The sequence below is a fragment of the Gordonia sp. NPDC003504 genome, from assembly GCF_053587995.1.
The window spans coordinates 1-23,330 of sequence record NZ_JBSFPC010000010.1 but is presented as its reverse complement, the minus strand read 5'-3'; the positions used below and the strand labels follow the sequence as shown (position 1 = coordinate 23,330).

General features: G+C 68.5%; 22 protein-coding genes. 21 read left to right on the top strand and 1 reads right to left on the bottom strand.

Features of this window, described 5'->3' with window-relative positions; genetic code table 11:
- Positions 1 to 100 precede the first annotated feature (100 nt).
- From smc to ACWDPV_RS17640, 7 genes are all read left to right on the top strand, one after another.
- Positions 101 to 3,751 (top strand): chromosome segregation protein SMC, encoded by a 3,651-nt coding sequence (gene smc, locus ACWDPV_RS17670; protein ID WP_449744036.1) that lies wholly within the window; start codon positions 101 to 103, stop codon positions 3,749 to 3,751.
- Positions 3,752 to 3,772: 21 nt separating this feature from the next.
- Positions 3,773 to 5,344, top strand: a complete 1,572-nt coding sequence (gene ftsY / locus ACWDPV_RS17665) for a signal recognition particle-docking protein FtsY (RefSeq protein WP_449744035.1) — start codon at positions 3,773 to 3,775, stop codon at positions 5,342 to 5,344.
- Between the two features lie 213 nt (positions 5,345 to 5,557).
- On the top strand, positions 5,558 to 6,904 hold the full coding sequence (locus tag ACWDPV_RS17660) for an ammonium transporter (RefSeq protein WP_348803390.1): 1,347 nt from the start codon (positions 5,558 to 5,560) through the stop codon (positions 6,902 to 6,904).
- A gap of 60 nt (positions 6,905 to 6,964) precedes the next feature.
- The gene (locus ACWDPV_RS17655) at positions 6,965 to 7,303 is read left to right on the top strand and encodes a P-II family nitrogen regulator (protein WP_348803391.1); all 339 of its coding nucleotides are present in this window, start codon (positions 6,965 to 6,967) and stop codon (positions 7,301 to 7,303) included.
- Between the two features lie 9 nt (positions 7,304 to 7,312).
- Positions 7,313 to 9,898: a [protein-PII] uridylyltransferase gene (locus ACWDPV_RS17650; RefSeq protein ID WP_449744034.1), complete on the top strand. Its 2,586-nt coding sequence runs from the start codon at positions 7,313 to 7,315 to the stop codon at positions 9,896 to 9,898.
- 85 nt (positions 9,899 to 9,983) lie between these two features.
- Positions 9,984 to 11,549 (top strand): signal recognition particle protein, encoded by a 1,566-nt coding sequence (gene ffh / locus ACWDPV_RS17645; protein ID WP_348803394.1) that lies wholly within the window; start codon positions 9,984 to 9,986, stop codon positions 11,547 to 11,549.
- Between the two features lie 4 nt (positions 11,550 to 11,553).
- A complete protein-coding gene (locus tag ACWDPV_RS17640) occupies positions 11,554 to 12,651 on the top strand; it encodes an amidohydrolase family protein (RefSeq protein ID WP_348803395.1) in 1,098 nt (365 codons plus the stop codon).
- Between the two features lie 326 nt (positions 12,652 to 12,977).
- Here ACWDPV_RS17640 and ACWDPV_RS17635 read toward each other — a convergent pair whose 3' ends face one another.
- Positions 12,978 to 13,637 carry a GAP family protein gene (locus ACWDPV_RS17635; protein WP_348803396.1) on the bottom strand — a complete coding sequence of 220 codons (660 nt, stop codon included), beginning with the start codon at positions 13,635 to 13,637 and terminating at the stop codon, positions 12,978 to 12,980.
- A gap of 351 nt (positions 13,638 to 13,988) precedes the next feature.
- Between ACWDPV_RS17635 and rpsP the strand changes: the two genes are divergently transcribed.
- The 14 genes from rpsP to dprA all read left to right on the top strand — a co-directional run.
- Positions 13,989 to 14,459 carry a 30S ribosomal protein S16 gene (gene rpsP, locus ACWDPV_RS17630; RefSeq protein WP_449744033.1) on the top strand — a complete coding sequence of 157 codons (471 nt, stop codon included), beginning with the start codon at positions 13,989 to 13,991 and terminating at the stop codon, positions 14,457 to 14,459.
- A complete protein-coding gene (locus ACWDPV_RS17625) occupies positions 14,456 to 14,698 on the top strand; it encodes an RNA-binding protein (RefSeq protein ID WP_348803399.1) in 243 nt (80 codons plus the stop codon). Before rpsP ends, ACWDPV_RS17625 begins: the two co-directional genes overlap by 4 nt.
- An 11-nt stretch (positions 14,699 to 14,709) precedes the next feature.
- On the top strand, positions 14,710 to 15,258 hold the full coding sequence (gene rimM / locus ACWDPV_RS17620; RefSeq protein ID WP_449744032.1) for a ribosome maturation factor RimM: 549 nt from the start codon (positions 14,710 to 14,712) through the stop codon (positions 15,256 to 15,258).
- An 11-nt stretch (positions 15,259 to 15,269) separates the two neighbouring features.
- The gene (gene trmD / locus ACWDPV_RS17615; protein ID WP_449744123.1) at positions 15,270 to 15,965 is read left to right on the top strand and encodes a tRNA (guanosine(37)-N1)-methyltransferase TrmD; all 696 of its coding nucleotides are present in this window, start codon (positions 15,270 to 15,272) and stop codon (positions 15,963 to 15,965) included.
- A gap of 191 nt (positions 15,966 to 16,156) precedes the next feature.
- Positions 16,157 to 16,537, top strand: coding sequence for a YbaB/EbfC family nucleoid-associated protein (locus ACWDPV_RS17610; RefSeq protein WP_449744031.1), 381 nt, complete (start codon positions 16,157 to 16,159; stop codon positions 16,535 to 16,537).
- Positions 16,534 to 16,866 (top strand): WXG100 family type VII secretion target, encoded by a 333-nt coding sequence (locus ACWDPV_RS17605; RefSeq protein ID WP_449744030.1) that lies wholly within the window; start codon positions 16,534 to 16,536, stop codon positions 16,864 to 16,866. The genes ACWDPV_RS17610 and ACWDPV_RS17605 overlap by 4 nt, the downstream gene beginning before the upstream one ends.
- On the top strand, positions 16,863 to 17,888 hold the full coding sequence (locus tag ACWDPV_RS17600; protein ID WP_449744029.1) for a hypothetical protein: 1,026 nt from the start codon (positions 16,863 to 16,865) through the stop codon (positions 17,886 to 17,888). The genes ACWDPV_RS17605 and ACWDPV_RS17600 overlap by 4 nt, the downstream gene beginning before the upstream one ends.
- Positions 17,889 to 18,107: 219 nt before the next feature.
- Positions 18,108 to 18,449, top strand: coding sequence for a 50S ribosomal protein L19 (gene rplS / locus ACWDPV_RS17595; protein ID WP_348803404.1), 342 nt, complete (start codon positions 18,108 to 18,110; stop codon positions 18,447 to 18,449).
- 18 nt (positions 18,450 to 18,467) lie between these two features.
- Positions 18,468 to 19,325, top strand: coding sequence for a signal peptidase I (lepB, locus tag ACWDPV_RS17590; RefSeq protein WP_449744028.1), 858 nt, complete (start codon positions 18,468 to 18,470; stop codon positions 19,323 to 19,325).
- Between the two features lie 38 nt (positions 19,326 to 19,363).
- A complete protein-coding gene (locus tag ACWDPV_RS17585; RefSeq protein ID WP_449744027.1) occupies positions 19,364 to 20,062 on the top strand; it encodes a ribonuclease HII in 699 nt (232 codons plus the stop codon).
- Positions 20,059 to 20,370 carry a DUF2469 domain-containing protein gene (locus ACWDPV_RS17580; protein WP_348803407.1) on the top strand — a complete coding sequence of 104 codons (312 nt, stop codon included), beginning with the start codon at positions 20,059 to 20,061 and terminating at the stop codon, positions 20,368 to 20,370. Before ACWDPV_RS17585 ends, ACWDPV_RS17580 begins: the two co-directional genes overlap by 4 nt.
- 204 nt (positions 20,371 to 20,574) lie before the next feature.
- Positions 20,575 to 20,988 (top strand): YraN family protein, encoded by a 414-nt coding sequence (locus ACWDPV_RS17575; protein ID WP_449744026.1) that lies wholly within the window; start codon positions 20,575 to 20,577, stop codon positions 20,986 to 20,988.
- Positions 20,969 to 22,540, top strand: a complete 1,572-nt coding sequence (locus tag ACWDPV_RS17570) for a YifB family Mg chelatase-like AAA ATPase (RefSeq protein WP_449744025.1) — start codon at positions 20,969 to 20,971, stop codon at positions 22,538 to 22,540. The genes ACWDPV_RS17575 and ACWDPV_RS17570 overlap by 20 nt, the downstream gene beginning before the upstream one ends.
- Positions 22,537 to 23,330: DNA-processing protein DprA (gene dprA / locus ACWDPV_RS17565; RefSeq protein WP_449744024.1), on the top strand; the 794-nt coding region annotated here is incomplete at its 3' end. The genes ACWDPV_RS17570 and dprA, both read left to right, overlap by 4 nt.

Sequence of the window (23,330 nt, the reverse complement as noted above, 5' to 3'; positions counted from 1 at the left end):
TGCCGTCCGTGGGTGTGGACGCGGGGTCGATTGTGGACAAGTGCTGCGCCGTCGCGGTGTCGGCCGCCCGACGATCTCCAGGTGGGTAGGCTGTACCGTCGTGCACCTCAAGTCGCTCACCCTCAAGGGCTTCAAGTCCTTCGCGTCGGCGACGACCCTGCGTTTCGAGCCCGGGATCACCTGCGTCGTCGGCCCCAACGGCTCGGGCAAATCGAACGTCGTCGACGCCCTGACCTGGGTGATGGGGGAGCAGGGCGCCAAGGCGCTGCGCGGCGGGAAGATGGAGGATGTCATCTTCGCCGGCACCTCGGGCCGCCCGCCCCTCGGCCGCGCCGAGGTGACCCTGACCATCGACAACTCCGACGGCGCCCTGCCGATCGAATACTCCGAGGTGTCCATCACCCGGCGGATGTTCCGCGACGGTGCCGGCGAATACGAGATCAACGGCAGTACGTGTCGCCTGATGGATGTACAGGAGTTGCTGTCGGATTCGGGTATCGGCCGGGAGATGCACGTCATCGTCGGACAGGGGCGTCTCGCGACGATCCTCGAATCCCGGCCCGAGGACCGTCGCGCCTTCATCGAGGAGGCCGCCGGCGTCCTCAAACATCGAAAACGCAAAGAGAAGGCCGTCCGCAAACTGCAGGGCATGCAGGCCAACCTGGACCGGCTCTCCGACCTGACGGCCGAACTGCGCCGGCAGCTCAAACCGCTCGGTCGGCAGGCCGAGGTCGCCCGCCGCGCCCAGACCATCCAGGCCGACCTGCGTGATGCGCGACTGCGCCTGGCCGCCGACGACCTCGTCAGCCGGCGCGAAGAGATGGCCGAACACACCGCCGTCGAGGACCAGATCCGCGGCGAACAGGACGAGGTGTCGGCCGAACTCGACACCGTCAGCGCCGACGTCGCCGATCACGAGGAGCACCTCGCCCAGGTCGTGCCCGCCGCCGAAGCCGCCGGTCAGGCGTGGTTCACGTTGTCGGCGCTGGCCGAGCGGGTGGGCGCGACCGGCCGGGTGGCCGCCGAACGCAGCCGCTACCTCGACGAGCCGGCGGCCGAGACGGGCGGACCCGACCCCGACGACCTCGAACGTCAGGCCGATGAGGCCGCCGAGACCGAGGCCGAGATGACCTACGCGGTCGAGAGCGCCGCGGAAGTCCTCGAGGGAGCGGCCGACGACCTGGCCGATGCCGAACGTGCCGCCGGTGCCGCCGAGGCCGCCCACCTGGCCGCGGTCCGCGCCGTCGCCGATCGTCGCGAGGGCCTGGCCCGCCTGGAGGGTCAGGTCGGGAGTCTGCGCACCAAGGCCGAATCGGTCGACGCCGAGATCGACCGCATGACCACCTCGATCGCCGAGGCCACCGAGCGTGCCCAGCGGGCCCAGACCCAGCAGGACGCCGTGGCCGAGTCGTTGGGTGAACTCGAGGCATCCGAACAGGGTCTCGACGAGCATCACGAGCGATGTGTCTCAGCGCTCAACCTGTCCAATGAACGGGTCGCCACCCTGCAGACCGAGGAGCGGGCGACCGAACAGCGCATCGCGTCGCTGACCGCGCGGATCGAGGCCCTCTCGGTGGGACTGGAACGTGGCGACGGCGGTGCGTGGCTGCTCGAGCACGCCACCGACGGTCTGCTGGGACCGATGTCGGGGCTGATCACGGTCACCTCCGGATGGGAAACGGCCATCGCCGCAGCCCTCGGCTCGGCTGCCGATGCCATCGCGACGGTCGACTCGCTGGCGGCGCTTCGAGCCCTCGACGCGCTCAAGGGCGGCGACGGGGGACGGGCGTCGCTGATCGTCGGCGGTCTCGCCGAAGCCGCGGCGCCCCGCACCGACTCTCTTCCCGACGGGGTGGTGTGGGCGGCGTCCGTGGTGACCTGCGACGACGCGATCCGGGGCGCGGTCGATCACCTGCTCGCCGACACCGTCGTGGTGGACACGACCGCCCGGGGCGTCGATGTGGCGACGGCGCTCGGCGTGCGCGCGGTCAGCCGCGAGGGTGATCGCATCACCCGCGCGTCGCTGGAGGGTGGTTCCTCGCATCGCCCGTCGACCTTGGAGGTGACCTCGGCGATCGACGCCGCCACCGCCCAGTTGGCGACGGCCCGACGCCGCGTCGAGGAGATCGGTGCCGCCCTGCAGGGTGCGCTCACCGAACAACAGCAGCGTCGGGAGGCGGCCGAGGAAGCCCTGGCCGCGTTGCACGAGTCCGACAGCGCGGTCGGCGGCGCGTATGAGCACCTGGCGCGATTGGGGCAGGAGATCCGCGCCGCGGAGGCCGACGCCGATCGCCTCACCCGGCAACGCACCTTCGTCGAGACCGGTCGTGCCGAAACCCTGACCTCCCTGCACGAACTCGAACAGCGTCTGGCCCTGGCCCGCGACGAGGGTTCCGACGAACCCGCCGACATCGAGTCGCCTGACCGTTCGGCGGCCGCCGAGGCGGTCGCGGTGGCCCGCGCCGCCGAGATGGAGGCGCGTCTGGGGCTGCGCACCGCCGAGGAACGGTTGGCCTCGGTGCGGGGGCGCGCGGAATCGCTGCGTCGCGCGGCCGCGCGGGAACGCGACGCCCGTGAACGGGCCCGACGGCAGAACGAGGCGCGCCGTCAGGCGGCCACCGTCGCCGCGGCCGTTGCCGCCGCGGCCGCCGAGGTTTCCACCCGACTCGTGGGTGCCGTCGCCGACGCCCAGGCCGGTCGCGACGAACTCGAACAGGTCCGGGCCACCCGAACGGTGGCGCTGGATGAGCTCAAGAGCCGTGCGAATCTGCTGTCGCAGCGACTGAGCACCCTCAAGGACGCGGTACATCGTGACGAGGTCGCCCGCGCCCAGGCATCGCTGCGCATCGAACAGCTCGAAGAACAGGTGATGGAGTCGTTCGCGATGACACCGGACGATCTCGTTGCCGAATACGGCCCCGACGTGCCGATGCCGCCGTCGGCGTTGGAGATGAGTGAGTACGAGGCTGCCAAGGCCCGTGGTGATCAGGTGGTGGCCCCGGCCCCGATGCCGTACGACCGTGCCACCCAGGAGTCGCGGGCGAAGAAGGCGCAGAAGGATCTGAACACCCTCGGCAAGGTGAATCCGCTTGCGCTGGAAGAGTTTGCGGCGCTGGAGGAGCGTTACAACTTTCTCTCCGCCCAACTCGAGGACGTCAAGGCCGCCCGCAAGGACCTGCTGTCGGTGGTCGAGGAGGTCGACGCCCGCATCCTGCAGGTCTTCACCGACGCCTACGCCGACGTCGAACGCGAGTTCGCGCAGGTCTTCTCGACACTGTTCCCCGGCGGCGAGGGCCGTCTGGTGCTGACCGAACCCGGCGACATGCTGACCACCGGTGTCGAGGTGGAGGCGCGACCGCCCGGTAAGAAGGTCAAGCGGCTCTCGCTGCTGTCCGGTGGTGAGAAGTCGTTGACCGCCGTCGCGATGCTGGTGGCGATCTTCCGTGCCCGGCCGTCGCCGTTCTACGTCATGGACGAGGTCGAGGCCGCCCTCGACGACACCAATCTGCGACGACTGATCAGTCTGTTCGAACAGTTGCGGGAGCGGTCGCAGCTGATCGTCATCACCCACCAGAAACCGACCATGCAGGTCGCCGACGCGCTGTACGGCGTGAGCATGCGCGGTGACGGGATCACCACGGTGATCTCGCAGCGGCTGCGCGGGGTGGAGATCCCCGTCGCCGCCGCGTCCGATCCGGCCGCGTCCGACCCGGCGACCGGGTCGGATCAGCAGGACCCAACGAGCGTGTAGAGAACAGGACAGGACCCCTCAGTGGACACCCAACTCATCATCGGCATCGTCGTCATCGCCGTCGTCGTGATCCTCGCGCTGATCGTCGCGGGAATCGTCCTCGCCCGGCGGCGACGGATCTCGTTGAGCGACAAGCCCGATACGCAGGTCATCGACGGCAGCAAGCCCCAGGTGGACAGATCCGGCGGCTACCAGGCCGGGTCCGGGTTCAGTTTCAGTCAGGGTGGGACGACGACCGTGGCGCCCCCGCCCGAGCCGGTGCGCCCGCTGGTGGAACGCACCGAGACCGACGGTCAGCCCGGCGTCGGCGACGACGCCTCGGTCCCACGCGACTCCGGGCAGCGCAAGATCACCGACATCACGCTGCCCGACACCGACACCGACACGGTCACCGATACCGACACCGTTGACAGCGCTCCGGAGGTCACTGACAGCGCTCCCGACACCGTTGACAGCGCTCCGGAGGTCACTGACAGCGCTCCCGAGGTCACTGACAGCGCTCCGGAAGTCACTGACAGCGCTCCCGAGGTCACTGACAGCGCTCCGGAGGTCGTTGACAGCGCTCCGGAAGTCACCGACGCCGCTCCCGAGGTCACCGACAGCGCTCCGGCACCCGAGATCACCGCTCCCACGGATGCCTCCACGGCCGAAGTGGCGCCCCCGCGGGAGGAGATCGCGCCGACCGCCGGTCGCCTCGGCCGCCTGCGCGGGCGACTGTCGCGGTCGCAGGGCGCCATCGGCAAGAGCATGCTCGGCCTGCTCGGCGCGGGTGACCTCGACGAGGATTCCTGGGAGGAGATCGAGGACACGCTGGTGATGGCCGACCTCGGTACCGCGTCGACCACCGCCGTCGTCGAACGACTGCGGACCGAGTTGGCGACCAATCCGGTCCGCACCTCCGACGATGCACGGGCACTGCTGCGACGTGTCCTCGTCGAGCAGCTTCATCCCGAGATGGATCGTTCGGTCCGGGCGCTGCCGCATGCCGGTAGTCCCGCCGTGGTGCTGGTGGTCGGCGTCAACGGCACCGGAAAGACCACCACCACCGGCAAGCTGTCGCGGGTTCTGGTCGCCGACGGCCGGCGCGTGTTGCTCGGTGCGGCGGACACCTTCCGTGCCGCGGCCGCCGATCAGCTGCAGACCTGGGGGGAGCGGGTCGGCGCCGACATCGTTCGTGGCAAGGAGCAGGCGGATCCGGCCTCGGTGGCCTTCGACGCGGTGGCCAAGGGCATCGACACCGGTGTGGACGTGGTGATGATCGACACCGCCGGGCGCCTGCATACCAAGACCGGCCTGATGGACGAGTTGGGCAAGGTCAAGCGGGTCGTCGAGAAGAAGGCCCCGGTCGACGAGGTTCTCCTCGTTCTCGACGCCACTGTCGGCCAGAACGGGCTCACCCAGGCCCGGGTGTTCGCGGAGGTCGTCGACATCACCGGCGTCGTGTTGACCAAGCTCGACGGTACGGCCAAGGGCGGCATCGTCTTTCACGTGCAGGAAGAACTGGGTGTTCCGGTCAAACTGGTCGGGCTCGGTGAGGGGGCCGACGATCTCGCCCCCTTCGAGCCGGAGGCGTTCGTCGACGCGTTGCTGTGACGACACGCAGACACTGATGTGGGAATCGGTGGAATTGCCTGTGGGATTTCATGCGGCGCCGTGCATATGTGACCAGGGATGTTACCTGCGCGAAATGTAAACCGGCCACCGGTTCACATATCGGAAACGTCAGAGCACCACGGCTGAAACCGAGTGCCGACAGTCTCTTTGGAGGCGCCGAGCGGTCGGCGCACTCTAGGGAGGTTTCTCACAGTGGTTTCTGCACTGCCAGAAAGCGTTTTCGGAGAGTTCGACACCGGTGATACGGCATGGGTCATCACGGCCGCCGGCCTGGTGCTGCTGATGACTCCCGGTCTTGCTTTCTTCTATGGGGGTTTGTCTCGGGGCAAATCCGTCCTGAACATGATGATGATGTCGTTCGGCGCACTCGCCACGGTCAGCGTCATCTACGTTCTGTGGGGTTTCTCGATGTCGTTCAGCGACGGCATCACCGGGGAGAGTGACATCGCAGGCATTTTCGCGAATCCGTTCGCATTGTTCGGCTCCGATCAGTTGATGAACACGATCGGGGAGGGCGACACCGAAAAGGTCGTCACCGCAGGGTTGTCCATTCCGGCGGTCGTCTTCCTCGGCTTCCAGCTCACCTTCGCCGTGATCACCGTCGCGCTGATCTCGGGCGCGGTCGCCGAGCGCGTGAAGTTCTCGACCTGGTTGGCGTTCTCGGTGCTGTGGGCCACCATCGTCTACTTCCCGCTGTCGCACATGGTGTGGGGTGGCCTGGTCGGCGGCGGCGGCATCATGGGTGGCGGCGAGGACGGCTTCGCTGCGTGGATGTTCGGTACCACCGACGGTGAGGCCAACGTCGCGCCCATCGACTTCGCCGGTGGCACCGTGGTTCACATCAACGCCGGTATGGCCGGCCTGGTGCTCGCGCTGATCGTCGGCGCCCGCGTCGGCTTCGGCAAGACCGCCTACCGTCCGCACAACATCCCGTTCGTCATGCTCGGTGCCGCTCTGCTGTGGTTCGGCTGGTTCGGCTTCAACGTCGGTTCCGAACTCGCCGCGGACCTGACCGCCGGCAAGGTGTGGCTCAACACGACCGCCGCCACCGCTGCGGCGATCATCGGCTGGCTCGCGGTGGAATTGATCCGCGACAAGCACGCCACCAGCGTCGGCGCGGCCTCGGGAATCGTTGCCGGTCTCGTCGCGATCACCCCCGCGTGTGGCAATCTCACCCCGGTCGGGTCGCTGATCCTCGGCGTGATCGCCGGTATCCTCGCGGCGCTGGCCATCGGACTGAAGAACAAGTTCGGTTACGACGACTCCCTCGACGTCGTCGGCGTTCACCTCGTCGCCGGCCTCTGGGGCACCGTCGGTATCGGATTCCTGGCGCAGGACACCGGCCTGTTCTGGGGTGGCGATTACAAGCAGCTCGTCGTGCAGGTCGTCATCGCCCTGTTCGCGCTCGCCTTCACCGGCGTTCTGACCACCATCATCGCCCTGATTCTCAAGCCGCTCGGCTGGCGTGTCGCCTCCGACGAGGAGAAGAGCGGAATCGACGAGGCAGAACACGCGGAGACAGCGTATGAGTTGGCGTGAATCCGGCACCGTTGACCACTACGCTGAATCACAGCTGAATCCTTTGGAGAGGGATAATTCATGAAGCTGATCACCGCGATCGTGAAGCCGTTCACGCTCGAAGACGTCAAAGCAGGTCTCGAGCAGGCCGGCATCCTGGGCATGACCGTCAGTGAGGTCCAGGGTTACGGACGCCAGAAGGGCCACACCGAGGTCTACCGTGGCGCCGAGTATTCCGTCGATTTCGTTCCCAAGGTGCGTGTGGAGGTCGTCGTCGACGACGCCGCCGTGGACAAGGTCGTCGACGTCATCGTCGAGGCCGCCCGCACCGGCAAGATCGGTGACGGCAAGGTATGGGTGTCGCCGGTGGAGTCGGTCGTGCGCGTCCGCACCGGTGAGCGTGGCTCCGACGCCCTATAACGAGGGTCGATGCCCTTCGTGAGCACAGGTCACGGCCCCGCATCCGACGACGAGTCGGGCGCGGGGCCGCGTCCTTCCCAGACACCGGTCGCGGCAACAGATCTCGCGGCCACCCGGCGGCAACTGACCGAGGCCACCGGACCCAACCGACTCGACGCTGCCGGACTCCGGCAGGTGCTCGTCGATCTGCACGAGTTCTGGCTGACCAGCAAGGGTGCCGAACTCGGCATCCGGCCCGGCAGCGGCTTGTCGATCGTCGCCGTCGGCGGACTCGGCCGGGGCGAACTCCTGCCGTTCTCCGACCTCGACCTCATCCTGCTCTACGAGGACCAATCACCGGAGCGGGTGTCCGAGGTCGCCGACGGACTCTGGTATCCGCTGTGGGACGCCAACATCCCACTCGATCACAGTGTCCGGACGGTTCCGCAGGCCCTGCAGGTCGCCTCCGACGACGTGACCGCGGCACTCGGCCTGCTCGAGGCCCGACACATCGCCGGCGACGAGGACCTCTCGGCGCTGCTGATCGGTGGTGTGCGCCAACAGTGGCGATCGGAGATCCGTACCCGATTCGGTGCGGTCGTCGAACACGCGCGGGATCGTTGGCGCCGCAGCGGCGACATCGCCCACCGCGCCGAACCCGATCTCAAGAACGGCCGTGGCGGCCTGCGAGACGTGCAGCTGTTGGGCGCACTGTCGATCGCCCAGCTCACCGACGGCATGGCCAACCTGCGGCCCGACTCGCCGGGCGCCGGCCCCCAGGTGGCCTATCAGCGACTCCTGGACATCCGTACCGAATTGCATCGGATCGCCGGGCGGCCCCGGGAGCAGGTCCGCGCCCAGGACGCCGACGAGATCGGCGCCGCGTTACTCATCGGCGACCGTTTCGATCTCGCGCGCGTCATCAGCGACGCCGCACGCACCATCAGCTACTCCACCGATGTGGGGCTGCGTACCGCCGGTAACGCGCTGCCCCGACGCGGCCTGGCCAAGTTGCGGCGGTCACCGATCCGCCGACCGCTCGACGAGGGGGTCGTCGAGCACAATGGCGAGATCGTGTTGGCGCGCAATGCACTTCCGAGCAAGGACCCGGGTCTGATCCTGCGGGTGGCGGCCTCGTCGGCGCGCACCGGACTGCCGATCAGCGCCTCGACACTGTCGCGGCTGGCCGACTACGCCCCGGAACTGCGCGAACCCTGGCCCGCCGAGGCCCTCAGCGACCTACTGGTCCTGCTCGGCTCGGGCCCGCACATGGTGGCGCCCATCGAGGCCCTGGATCGCACCGGACTGTGGGGGCGTCTGCTCCCCGAATGGGGTGCGGTCCGTGACCTCCCGCCGCGCGACGCCGTGCACACCTGGACGGTGGATCGCCACCTGGTGGAGACCGCGGTCAACGCGAGCCGGATGACCACACGTGTCACCCGGCCCGATCTGCTGCTGCTCGGCGCACTGGTCCACGATCTCGGCAAGGGCCGCGGCGCCGACCACAGCATCGTCGGCGCCGACCTCGCCATTCAGGTCGGCACGCGGATCGGATTGTGGCCGCAGGACGTGACGATCCTGTCGGAGATGGTGCGGTATCACCTGCTCCTGCCGACCGTCGCGACCAGGCGGGATCTCGACGACCCGGCGACCGCGCAGGAGGTGGTCGACAAACTCGGCCGCAGCCGGGTGCTGCTCGAGTTGCTCGCCGCGCTGGCCGAGGCGGACTCGCTGGCCACCGGCCCGGGCGTGTGGGGGGACTGGAAGGCCTCCCTCATCGGTGACCTGGTGCGGCGGGCCACCCGACTGCTCGACGGTGACGAACTGCCCACGCCGGAGCCGCTCACCGACGAGATGATCGCGGTCGCCGAGAGCGGAGAGTATGCCGTGAAGGTCTCGCCGACCGAAGGGCCACATACCTTCTCGGTGATCATGGTGGCCCCCGATCGGCCCGGTCTGCTGTCGAAGATGGCGGGTGTGCTGGCGCTCAACGGACTTCGGTCGCATTCGGCGACCGTGCAGAGCCACGCCGGTCGCGCGGTCAACGCTTTCGTGGTGGTGCCGGCGTTCGGTGATCCGCCGGAGGCAGGTCTGTTGCGTCAGCAGCTGATCGCGGCGGTCGAGGGCAAGATCAAGGTGCTCGACCGGCTCGACAAACGGGAGCGCGAATCCCCGACACCGACGATCGGGACCGTCGCCGGCTCGCCGGGTGCGGCCACCACCGAGACCGACGACGACATGCCGACGGTGGCCGCCGTCAACGCGGTGCCCGCGCTGTTCGCGGTGGCGCCCTCACGAGTGCTCTGGGCCGAGGTCGGCAACGCGGGCGAGGTGCTGATGGAACTGCGCACCGACGACCGTCTGGGACTGCTCAGCCGGGTCAGCTCCGTGATCGAGGCGTCGGGCGTCACCGTGCGCTGGGCCAAGGTCGCCACCCTCGGCAACACCGTCGTCGACACGTTCTGCCTGACGCTGCCCACCGACACCGACGAGACGCGCGCCGCGTTGGAGGAGGCGGTTCTGGCGGTGTGTCCGGTCATCCGGCCGAGTTCGGACGACGACGACGCGGCCCCGCCGACCGCCGGGTCGTCGCGATCCGGGGTTCCCATCAGCTGACCGCTCGGCCTCACCCGAGCCCCGACACGGGCGGGGCGACGTGGTCGAGCGGTCACCTCGAGCGCGGTCATGGAAAGATGGGGGAATGTTCGACTCCCTCTCCGATCGGTTGACCGGTGCGCTGAAGGACCTGCGTGGCAAGGGCCGCCTCTCCGACGCCGACATCGACCGCACCTGTCGTGAAATCCGGCTCGCACTGCTCGAGGCCGACGTCTCGCTGCCCGTGGTCCGTGCCTTCATCGCTCGGATCAAGGAACGTGCCAAGGGCGCGGAGGTGTCCGGTGCGCTCAACCCGGCCCAGCAGGTCGTCAAGATCGTCAACGAGGAACTCGTCGCGATCCTCGGCGGCGAGACCCGGCGGGTGCAGTTCGCGAAGACCCCGCCGACCGTCATCATGCTGGCCGGTCTGCAAGGTGCCGGTAAGACGACCCTGGCCGGAAAGCTCGGTGCGTGGCTGATCAAGCAGGGGCACACCCCGTTGCTGGTGGCATGTGACCTGCAACGCCCGGGTGCGGTGTCCCAGCTGCAGATCGTCGGCGAGCGTGCCGGCGTGCCGGTCTTCGCGCCGCATCCGGGTACCTCGATCACCGGCGAGTCGTCGCCAACCGGGGTGAACGCATTGGGTGTCACCGCCGGTGACCCGGTGTCGGTGGCCAAGGCCGGTGTGGACGAGGCGCGTGCACGCCACCACGATGTCGTCATCATCGACACCGCGGGCCGGCTCGGCATCGACACCGAACTGATGAAGCAGGCGTCCGACATCCGCGACGCCACCCAGCCCGACGAGGTGCTCTTCGTCGTCGACGCCATGATCGGTCAGGACGCGGTCTCCACGGCCGAGGCGTTCGCCGACGGTGTCGGATTCACCGGCGTGGTGCTCACCAAACTCGACGGCGACGCCCGCGGCGGTGCGGCGCTGTCGGTGCGTGAGGTGACCGGCCGACCGATCATGTTCGCCTCCTCGGGTGAGAAACTCGAGGACTTCGACGTCTTCCACCCCGACCGGATGGCCAGTCGCATCCTCGGCATGGGCGATGTGCTCTCCCTGATCGAACAGGCCGAACAGCACTGGGATGCCCAGCAGGCCGAGGAGGCCGCGGCCAAGATCACCCAGGGGGAGCTGACCCTCGAGGACTTCCTCGAGCAGATGCAGATGATCCGGAAGATGGGGCCGATCGGCAACATCCTCGGCATGCTGCCCGGCGCCAACCAGATGAAGGACGCCCTCAGCCAGGTCGACGACAAGCAACTCGACCGGGTGCAGGCGATCATCCGTGGCATGACCCCCGCCGAGCGGGAGAATCCGAAGATCATCAACGCCTCCCGCCGACTGCGCATCGCCAACGGTTCGGGTGTGACGGTCAGCGAGGTCAACCAACTCGTCGACCGGTTCTTCGAGGCCCGCAAGATGATGGCCCAGATGTCCGGCCGGATGATGGGCCCGGGCCGAAAGACCAACCGTAAGAAGGGCAAAGGCAAGAAGGGCAAGAGCCGCGGACGCGGACCGACCCCGCCGAAGGTACGCGGCGGCTTCCCGGGCATGCCCGGCGGCTTCCCGGACCTGTCCAACATGCCGGCCGGACTCGATCAACTCCCGCCGGGCCTCGAGGGCATCGACGTCTCGCAGTTCCAGCAGCCGAAGAAGAAGTGAGCCGATGACCGTCGGCGGTGGATCCGGTACCGCACCCGCACAGCACTACCGGGGTCGGGATCCGCTGACCGACGAGCCACTCGAATTCTGGGTGGTCGACGGCACGATCACCTCTGAGCCGGTGGCCGCGGCCGACACCGTCGTCGCCGACGGCTGGATCGTGCCGGGACTCGTCGACGCGCACAACCATGTCGGGATCGCACCCGGACTCGGTGTGACCATCGAGCAGGCCCGCGACTTCGCCCGTCAGGACGCCCTCGCCGGCACCCTGCTGATCCGCGAGGTCGGATCCCCGCTGGACACCCACCCACTCGACGACGATCCGGCGGGGCCGCGATTCATCCGTTCCGGCAAGCACATCGCCCGGCCGAAGCGGTATCTGCGTGACTACGGTGTCGATCTCGACGATCCGGACGAACTGGCCGACGAGGTGGCGCGGCAGGCGAAGGCCGGCGACGGATGGGTGAAGATCGTCGGGGACTGGATCGACCGGGAGGTCGGGGATCTCGCGCCCCTGTGGACCCGGCGCCAGCTCGACGCGGCGGTGACCGCGGCGCACGACAACGGTGCCCGCATCACCGCGCATGTCTTCGGCACCGACGCGCTCGGCGACCTCATCGACGCCGGCGTCGACTGCATCGAGCACGGTACCGGCCTGACCTCCGAGCACATCGATGCACTCGTCGAGCGCTCGATCGCCTTGGTGCCCACACTGATCCAGGTCGACAACTTCCTCCAGATCGCCTCCGGCGCTGACAGGTTCCCTACCTATGCGGCGACGATGCGCAAGCTGTACGCGCACGCCGAGGACACCTTCGCCGCGGCACGCGAAGCCGGAGTGACGATCTTCGCGGGCACCGACGCGGGTGGATTCGTCGAACACGGACGCATCGTCGACGAGGTCGAACGGCTCGCCGGCGTCGGTCTCGGCGCCCGGGGAGCTCTCGCCGCCGCCACCACCGAACCGCGGCGCTGGCTCGGTGCCGGAATTCTCGACGACGGTGACCGCGCCGACTTCCTGGTGTTTCAGGAGAACCCGGTGGAGAACCTAAACATCCTGCGTCATCCGGCGGCCATCGTCTGCGCGGGCACGCACCTCTGATCACGCCGCCGCGATCGCGACAGCATGCTGGTCGCCGAGCGGGAGGCCGTCGAGTGAGGGGTCGGGTTATTCCGCGCTATACACCTCACGGGCCGATTTTGTGAGCCAAATCACCCATTGACCGTTGGTCGATATCCTTACTGTTCGGTAGGGTCACAGTCACATCGCGAGGTTGACCACTTCGTGATCAGTTCACAAGTCTTCTCGTCGCCCGCATCGCGGTGCGATCGGCGGGATGTTCACCGGGGTGAGGTGCGGGCATGTGGGTGTCCTTCGCGGGGTGGACAGCCACATGCCCGATCCCGTTTCCGGGTTCGGATCACCCGTCAGAGCAGTCGCAGGATGCCGATCGCGATCAACAGTGCCGAGACCAGGTAGGCGGCACCGCGGGCGACGAGTGTGTGGTGTCGCCGAGCAGTGACGAACAGCCGTCCGGCCCACGATCGCGGCCGGACCCGGACCAGTCCGAGCGCCATCGCGGCCAGCACCGGGATGCTGAGGGCGACCGTCGCGTAGGCCAGCAGCGCGGTGTAGCGCTCGCCGGTCGGTAGACCGCTCGACGACAGCACCGCGAGCCCGGCGTAGAACGGCACCGAGGTGGCCGACTGCACCACGCCGAGACCCACACCGGCCAGCACGGTCAACGGCGACGCCGTACGCACCGGCGTGAGGATGCGGTCGACGATCGGGGGTGGCCCGTCGTCGCCCTGGCGCAGCGTCCACAACGCGGTGACGACACCGGTGAGGATCAACAGCGCGCCGAATGCCGGAGAGTCGACGACCCGCTCGACGATGGTGCCCAACCCGTCGAAGGCGAGCAGGACGATCAGGGCCAGGCCGATGACGCCCAGCCAGTTGCCGATGAGCAGCAGAATGGTGATGGAGCGATACCGGCCGCGTGCGGTCATCATCGCGAGCGCGACCAGGACGCCGATCAACAACACGTTGACCGCATCGACGAGGGCGTAGGCCAGGGCGTTGAGCATGGGGTGCGGTGCTCTCCTCGCTGACTGTGTCGACTGCTGGTGTGGGTCGACCGCTGCCGTGGGTCGACTGCTGATGTGTGAGAGGGTGTCGGCCCGGCGTCAGGTCGCCGCACTCGCCCCCGGTGGTCACCCCCGACCGCCCGGACGAGCGTACCGGGTCGATCGGAGGCGGCGATGCGCGCTGGTCGATCGGCCGTGATTTGGGCCGGTGGGCGCCTCTCTGGCAGAATCGAACGCTGGTTCGTCGGACACGGTCACGTACCGGCCGACGGTCACACCCGATCGCAAAACCGGGCCTCGCATTCCGGCGGGGTCGCTGAATTGCGCAGTGGCCAACGAAAGAAGAAGAACATGGCTGTCAAGATCAAGCTCACACGGCTCGGCAAGATCCGCAACCCGCAGTACCGCATCGTCGTCGCCGATTCCCGCACCCGCCGCAACGGCCGGGTGATCGAGACCATCGGCAAGTACCACCCCAAGGAAGAGCCGAGCCTCATCGAGGTCGACTCCGAGCGCGCGCAGTACTGGCTCGGCGTGGGCGCCCAGCCGACCGAGCCCGTCGCCGCGATCCTCAAGGTCACCGGCGACTGGCAGAAGTTCAAGGGCCTGCCCGGCGCCGAGGGAACCCTGAAGACCGCCGCCGAGAAGCCCTCCAAGCTGGACCTGTTCAACGCGGCCCTGGCCGCCGCGGACAGCGAGCCGGTCACCGAGGCCACCACCCCGAAGAAGAAGGCCGCCAAGAAGGACGACGCCCCGGCCGCATCCGCAGACGAGGCCGCCACCGATGAGGCGGCCGCCGAGGGTGACAAGGCCCAGGCGTGAGCGCTGTCGTCGCCGACGCCGTCGAGCATCTCGTTCGCGGGATCGTCTCCAACCCCGATGACGTGCGCGTCGAACTGATCACCGGTCGTCGTGGGCGCCTCGTCGAGGTGCACGTGAATCCGGAGGACCTCGGCAAGGTGATCGGCCGCAACGGCCGCACCGCCACCGCACTGCGCACCCTCGTGAGCGGTATCGGCGGCCGCGGCATGCGTGTCGACATCGTCGACACCGACCGCTGAGCGTCACATCCATGGAGCTCGTGGTGGGCCGTGTGATCAAGTCGCACGGCATTCGCGGCGAGGTCGTCGTCGACGTCCGTACCGATGAACCGGAACAACGGTTCGCGACGGGCGCGACTCTGGTCGGTCGTCTGCCACGAGGTGGCGGCGAACGGGATTTCACTGTGACAGCCGCCCGGGAACATTCCGGGCGGCTGTTGCTGTCGCTGGCCGAGGTCGGCACGCGGGCCGACGCCGACGAACTGCGGGGGACGTTGTTCCTCATCGACAGTTCGCAGGTCGATTCCGGTGACGATCCCGACGCCTTCTACGACCATGAACTCGAGGGTCTGCCGGTGACGACCCTCGAGGGAGTGGTGGTCGGTGTGCTGTCCTCGGTGCTGCATCTGCCCGCCAACGACGTGCTGGCGGTGCGTGCCCCGGACGGACGGGAGATCCTCATCCCGTTCGTACGCGAGATCGTCCCGGTGGTCGGGCGCGACGGTGTCGTCGTCGACCCGCCGATCGGTCTACTCGACGACGCCGATGCGGACACGGGCACTCCTGACGGCGCATCGTGACCGATCCCCACATGCGTGTCGACGTCGTCACCATCTTTCCCGAGTACCTCGAGCCGGTGCGAGTGGCCTTGCTGGGCAAGGCAATCGACCGTGGCGTCATCGAGGTCGGGATACACGACCTGCGGTCCTGGACCCACGACGTGCACCGCAGCGTCGACGATTCCCCGTACGGCGGCGGTCCGGGCATGGTGATGAAACCCGACGTCTGGGGTCCCGCACTGGACGAGGTGTGCCCGGACGAGGCGTTGCTCATCGTTCCCACACCGGCCGGGGTGCCCTTCACGCAGGCCACGGCCGTTCGCTGGAGCGCGGAAGAGCACCTCGTGTTCGCATGCGGCCGGTACGAGGGCATCGACCAGCGGGTCTTCGACGACGCCGCGCGGCGGGTGCGCGTCGAGGAGGTCTCACTCGGTGATTTCGTCCTCATCGGGGGTGAGGTGGCGGCGATCGCGATGATCGAGGCCGCCGTGCGGTTGATCCCCGGGGTCCTCGGCAATCCTCGTTCCCACCAAGAGGATTCGTTCTCCGACGGACTTCTGGAGGGACCGAGCTATACCCGCCCGGAGACGTGGCGGGGGCTGCCCGTGCCGCCGGTGTTGCTCTCCGGCGATCACGCCAAGGTCGCGCAGTTCCGCCACGAGCAGTCGTTGCAGCGTACGCGCGAGCGTCGCCCCGACCTCCTCACCGAACCGGGCGGCGGCGACTGACGGCGGCGACTGACGGCGGCGACTGACGCGGCGACTGACGCGGCGAACGACCCGTCCCCGCACCGACGGGTCGCCACTGTGGATGCATTCGCGGTGGGAGCACTGTGTTCGGGCTACGCTCGTTCGACCCGCGTCCGACGACCTCACGCGGGTACTGACGACCTCACACGTGGGTACTAGGGGGAACGACGGTGGATGAGCGGTCCGATGCACACGACACGCGTGATCCGGGCGGGCCGCGTGACTCCCACTGGTCGGCGATGCTCGAGACATTGGACCGCCAGCGCACCGACCTCGCCCGCGCCGCCGAACAACTCGCGACGCTGACCGCCCGCGCGGTCAGCACGGACCGGCTGATCGAGGTCACCGTCGACGCGCGTGGCCTGCTCGTCGATCTGCACATCGCACCGGCGGCCCTGCGCCGCCACCGTGCGCCCGTGTTGTCCGGGCTCATCACCGACCTGGTCGCCGCGGCCGACGAGCAGCTGCGCAGCCGGCGTGCACACCTCCTCGCGGCGGTGGCCGGAACGGCGCCCGGATACACCGACGTGTCCGCCGGAGACCGCACATGAGCGGGTCCGAGGGCGTCGCGGTCGACCCGGAGGCGGGCCACACGCTCGTCGGCGAGGTGACCGAACTCGCCGACGAGGTCACCGCCGTCGGGGCGGACCTCGGTCGCATCATCGACGAACTCACCGAAGCGCTCGGACACGATGTCGGTGCGACCGCGTTCGCCGCCGCCTTCGTCCCCGGTGTCACCGCGCTGCACGATGCCCTCGGCCGGATCGCCGATGCCCTGACCACCCACGCCGCACAGATCGCCCACGGCGTCCTCGGCGTCGAGGCCGCCGAGGACACCGCCGCCCGTGGCGTGCGACGAAGCGTGGACCGGACCGCATGAGCGGGCCGGAAAGCCTGCGGCGCATCGCCGAGGAACTCGCACCCGATCGGTGGCCGGCCACCGACGTCATCGCCATCGGTGAGCTCGCGCAGCGACTCGCCGGGCTCGCGGCGCGACTGGGTGCGGTTGCGAACACCGTTGAGACCGTCCACCGCGATCACCGGATCGGTTCGGGCGCCTTCGACCAGGCAGCCCTCGACACCGCCGCCCTGCTCGCCGGCGACGCGACCCGGACCGCCGGCGGGCTCGCCGTCTCGGCAACGACCCTGGCCGCCTTCGCCGACCTCACCACCATGACGCGGCAGAAGATGGCGGTCGTGGCGACGATCGCCGATCGCGATCGGCTACTCGGGATGATCGGCTCCGCGGTCGGCGACGACACGCCGGCCGTCCGGGCGGCCAGTGCCGGACGAGCGGCGATGACGGCTGCCGGCGACGACTACGCGGACGAGGCCGCGGCACACGGAGCCGACGCGACCACCGGCGCGACCACCGACGATCCGCAACATACCGCCGCCGCGACGAGCGGGATGATGCCGATGGCTGGGCTCGGGGCCATGGGTGTGGGTGCGGTGGGTGTGGGTGCGGTGGGCGCCACGGCCGCTGCCGGGAGAAACCGGCGGGAGCCGGGTACCGACGACGACGAACCGCCCGAGCTCACCCGTGCTGAGCACGAGGATCTCGTGCGCTACGCCCGGACTCTGGCCGCCGACCTCGACGGTCGGGCCGGGGGCTGGGTTCAGGTGGCCGTCGGCATCGGGCACGATCGGGCCCAGGGACGCGCGAGGGTCGTCGGGACCAGCGATCCGGTGCCCTATCTGCGCGTCGGGATGCGGGTCCGCACCACCGACGAGCTGGCCGGTGACGGGCGGGCACCGGAGATCGCGGTGATCGACCACCTCCGCGCCCGCGGATACGAGCCGATCGCGGTGGCCTCACCGTCGACGCCGTCGGCGGCGGCGCGGGCCGTCCTGGCGACGGCCGGGGTGACCTCGATCATCATCGACCCCACCCGGACGTGACGACGTCACCTCTGGTCAGATCGCGATTTCGTCGGACGCGGGTCGGTCTGGCACAATAGTCGGGTTGCCTGACGACGGCCCCCGGTCGGGGTCGCGAGCAGGCGCGCACATGACTCGGAGCACGAACCGGCCGAACCCATACACCGACCCGGGTGATCCGGGTGGGGGAGGGCCGCCAGGTTCCTCTGTTCGCAGCTAGCACCCTAAGGACCAACCATCATGAACACCCTGGACATCCTCGACCAGCAGTCCCTGCGCGACGACATCCCCGCATTCGGACCCGGCGACACCCTCGACGTGCACGTCAAGGTCATCGAGGGCAGCAAGGAGCGCGTCCAGGTCTTCAAGGGCGTCGTGATCCGTCGCCAGGGTGGTGGCGTCCGCGAGACCTTCACCGTCCGCAAGGTCTCCTTCGGCGTCGGCGTGGAGCGTACCTTCCCGGTGCACAGCCCCAACATCGCCAAGATCGACGTTCTGACCCGCGGTGATGTGCGTCGCGCCAAGCTCTACTACCTGCGCGATCTGCGCGGTAAGGCCGCCAAGATCAAGGAAAAGCGCTGACGCGTCTACCCTGGCGACGTGGCTGACACTGACCGCCGAGGCGATGAGGCCGGCGAGGACCGGGTCCCGCGCGACGACGATTCCGTCGACGCCGACTCCGCGTCCCGCCCCTGGCGCACCAAGAGCGACAAGCCGGAGAAGAAGGGCTCCCTGCTGCGGGAGACGATCATCATCGTCGCCTGCGTCCTGCTGATCAGCTGGATTCTGCAGACCTTCATCGGTCGGCAATACGTCATTCCGTCCGAGTCGATGGAGCCGACACTGATCGGCTGCACCGGTTGCTCGAACGACCGGATCTTCGTCGACAAACTGTCCTATACCTTCGGTGATCCCGCGCCCGGCGACGTCGTGGTGTTCAGGGTCCCCGAGTCGTGGGGCGAGGACGGATGGGTGTCACCCCGATCCTCGAATACGGTGATCCGTGGACTGCAGGACGGCCTCTCGTGGTTCGGATTCGCGCCGCCCGACGAGAATGACTACGTCAAACGCATCATCGCCACCGGCGGTCAGACCATCGAATGCCACAACGCCGACGGCGTCGGTGTGAAGGTCAACGGCAAGGTTCTCAAAGAGCCGTACGTCGACATGGCCTTGCAGGAGCAGAACCTCGCCGACGGCACCGCGACCCCGACCGCCATCGGCGAGGACGGCAAGCTCAACAGTTGCCTCGGCAAGGACTTCGGCCCGATCGTGGTGCCCGAGAACAGCGTGTTCGTGATGGGCGACAACCGAACCCGTTCCTCGGATTCGCGCTACCACATCACCGAGACCAGCGACGGCACCGTCCCCGTCGACGACATCCGCGGCAAGACGCAGTTCATCATCTTCCCGTTCTCCCGGATGGGTGGGGTGGACTCCGTCAACCCCCAGCAGTGATCCCACAGCAGTGACCGCGAGTCGATAGCAGATCCACGATGAGTCGCTGGCCACCCCGTCTGCCGATCCGCCGCGCGGCGGGCCTGCGCACCTTCGAGTTCGCCCTGCATCGCAGTGGTCTCGGCCCGGTCGCCGGAGTCGACGAGGCCGGGCGCGGCGCGTGCGCCGGGCCGCTGGTGGTGGCCGCGTGCGTGTTGCGACCCACCCAGCTCGTGTCGTTGGCCGAACTCGACGACTCCAAGAAACTCACCGAGTCAACGCGCGAGAAGCTCTATCGCTCGGTGACGCGATACGCCGACGCCTGGTCGGTGGTGATCATCGACGCCGCCGAGATCGATCGGATCGGCATCCACGTCGCGAACATCGAGGGAATGCGTCGCGCCGTGGCCGGTCTGGATGTGACTCCGGGCTACGTCCTGTCCGACGGGTTCGCGGTTCCCGGACTGACCGCCCCGTCGCTGCCGGTGATCGGCGGTGACGGCGCCGCCGCCTGCATCGCCGCGGCCAGCATCCTGGCGAAGGTGACGCGCGACCGCATCATGGTGGCGTTGGACTCCGAACTGCCGGGGTACGCCTTCTCGATCCACAAGGGCTACAGCACGGCACTGCACATGAGCTGCCTGGACGAACTCGGACCCTCGTCCCAGCATCGGATGTCGTATCGCAACGTCGCCGCCCGCAGCCGTGACATTCCTGCCGCATCCGCCGACACGTCGCGCGATAGGCTTACAGGATGAGTGCTGAGGATCTCGAGAAGTACGAAACCGAGATGGAGTTGTCCCTGTACCGCGAGTACAAGGACATCGTCGGTCAGTTCACGTACGTCGTCGAGACCGAGCGCCGCTTCTATCTCGCCAACTCGGTGGAGGTCGTGCCGCGTAACCCCGAGGGTGAGATCTATTTCGAGCTGCGGATGAGCGATGCGTGGGTGTGGGACATGTACCGCCCGGCTCGTTTCGTCAAGCAGGTCCGGGTGCTGACCTTCAAGGACGTCAACATCGAGGAACTGGAGAAGTCCGAACTGCGGCTGCCCGACGAACCGTGATCTGACATCGCCTCGATAGCGACGAAAGTCGGTGTAGGGGTATCGCTTTCACCGTCTGATGGTCCGCCGGAGGTGCACCTGCCCCGGCTGAACCACGGGTCTCATCCCAGCGGTGATCCCCAGAAGCGCCGTCGTCCACAGGTATCGGGCGTCCCGGCAGACATCTGGGCGGTCTGCTCGGCGTGGTGAGTGATGCTGTCGGACATGACAGCACAATCGGTGGGACCCGGGCCCAACCGCCGGCCCAATCGCCGGGCCGGGGTGGGGAGCTTGGGTGAAGACCTCGCGGCCGACTACGTCAGGGGTCTCGGCTGGAGCATTCTGGATCGCAACTGGCGCAACAGGTATGGCGAACTCGACCTGATCGCCGCCGACGGACGCCGACTGGTGGTCGTCGAGGTCAAGACCCGCGCGTCGCGGATCTTCAACGATCCCGTGGCGGCGGTGACCCGCGACAAACTGATGCGGATGCGACGGCTGACGCGCATGTGGCTGACGCAGCAGGATCGGCACTGGGAGCAGATCCGATTCGACATCATCTCCATTCAACTCGACCCGGCACATCCGATGTCGGCCGACGGCGCGCGGGTGCGGCACCATGTCAACATCGTGGAGTGAGGACGAATCGCGCCGTGAGGATGAGGAGTCCTCACGGATGCTCGGATGCACGAACTCGGTGGGACTCAACGCCTTCGAGGCATCTCCGGTCGAGGTGCAGGCCAATGTCGGGCACGGCCTGCCCGGCGTGACGATCTCCGGCAGCGTGGATTCGTCGCTGCGCGAGGCCAAGGAACGCATCCGTTCGGCGATCAACAACTCGGGATTCTCGTTCCCCGACATGAAGGTGACGATCAGCCTGTCGCCGGCCGAGATGCCCAAACGGGGTTCCACCTACGACCTCGCGATGGCGGTCGCGGTGCTCGCCGCGATCAAACGGGCGCCGACGGCCAGGCTCGGCCGCACCGTGCTGGTGGGTGAACTCGCGCTCGACGGCAGCCTCCGGCCGGTGCGGGGCGTGCTGCCCGCGGTCATCGAGGCGCGCGCGGCGGGCATGGCCGCGGTGGTGGTGCCGATGGCCAACATCGCCGAGGCGACCCTGGTCTCGGGCATCGAGGTGGGTGGCGCGCACAACCTCGCCGAGGTCGTGCGATGGCTCGCCGGCAACCATGTGCTCGACACCGTCGACGACTCGACGACGCGGCAATCGCCGTCGCGGATACCGGCGGACATGGCCGATGTGGCGGGTCAGGCGCAGGCCCGGCACGCTCTCGAGATCGCCGCCGCCGGAGGGCATCACGTCCTGATGACCGGTCCGCCCGGGATCGGCAAGACGATGCTGGCGCGCCGGCTGCCGGGGATTCTGCCGCCACTGTCGACCGACGAGTCCCTGCAGGTCACCGCGATTCATTCCATCGCGGGCGCTTTGTCGCCCGGGTCGCCGCTGGTCGTCGAACCACCGTTCATCGACCCCCATCACAGCATCTCGCTCACAGCGATGCTCGGCGGTGGAACCGGCATGGCCCGCCCGGGTGTCGTCTCGCTGGCGCATCGGGGAGTGCTGTTCCTCGACGAGTGTGCGGAGATGGGCACCAAGGTCCTCGATTCGCTCCGTCAACCGCTCGAGGAGGGCGAGGTGCGGGTGACCCGCCGCGACGGGGTCGCGGTGTATCCGGCGCGATTCCAGCTGGTGCTGGCCGCCAACCCCTGTCCGTGTGCCCCGGTCCGTGATGTCGAGTGCGTCTGCAGTTCGGTGACGCGGCGTCGCTACCTGGGCAAGTTGTCCGGACCGTTGATGGATCGGGTCGACATCCGGGTGCGTATGGATCCCCCGGGAAATGCGGCGCTGACCACCGACACCGGGGAGTCGAGTGCCGACATCCGGGCGCGCGTCGCGGCCGCCCGGGAAGCGGCGGCCCAGCGGTGGAGTGGGCGTGGCTTTCGCACCAACACCGAGGTTCCGGGACCACTGCTGCGACGCGAGTTCCGTCTCCCGCCGGCGGCGACGCGGCCCCTCGAACTGGCGATGCGCGACGGCCGGCTCACCGCACGTGGTGCCGACCGCGCGTTGCGGGTCGCCTGGACACTCGCCGACCTGTCCGGGCAGACCGTGCCCGCAGAAAGCGAAGTGGCACAGGCCCTTCACTACCGTGACCGAGGAATCCATCGATGACGCGCAATGATTCCGAACGTGCCGCGTGGGCCTATCTGGTGGCGGTGGCCGAGCCGCCGTGTCGCGCGGTGGGTGCACTGGTGGCCGACGTCGGGGCCGAGGCGGCGGCCGAGGCCATCCGCACCCGAATGGTTCCCACGGCACACCGGGCGGTGCTCAAGCCGACCGCATCACGGGCGGCGGCCGTCCACCCGGAGCAGGCGTTGGCGGCCGCCGACGCCGTGGGGGCGCGGCTGGTGACCCCGGACGACGACGAGTGGCCGGGATTCTCTCTGCTCGCATTGGATCAGGCGGACACGGCATCCGCCGGGGGAATGCCGTTGGCGCTGTGGGTACGCGGTCCTCGGCGACTGGACGACTTCGCCGAGCAATCCATCTCCGTGGTGGGGTCCCGCGCGGCGTCGGACTACGGCACCCACGTCACCGGCACCCTGACCGAGCAGTTGGTGTCCCGTGGGTGGGGCATCGTCTCGGGTGCGGCCTACGGTGTCGACGTCGCCGCTCATCGTGCGGCGCTCGCGTGTGACGGCGCGACGATGGCCGTGATGGCGTGTGGCATCGACCGGGACTATCCGGCCGCACATTCGCGGCTGCTGGCTGCGATCGCCGAGAGCGGGCTGATCGTGTCGGAGTACACGCCCGGGACGACGGCCGCCCGGCACCGGTTCCTGGCGCGCAATCGTCTGGTCGCGGCCCTGTCGGCGGCGGTGCTGGTGGTCGAGGCGGGTGCGCGGTCCGGGGCGGTGAGCACCGCGGCGTGGGCCTGCAAGCTCGGACGTCCACTGGGCGC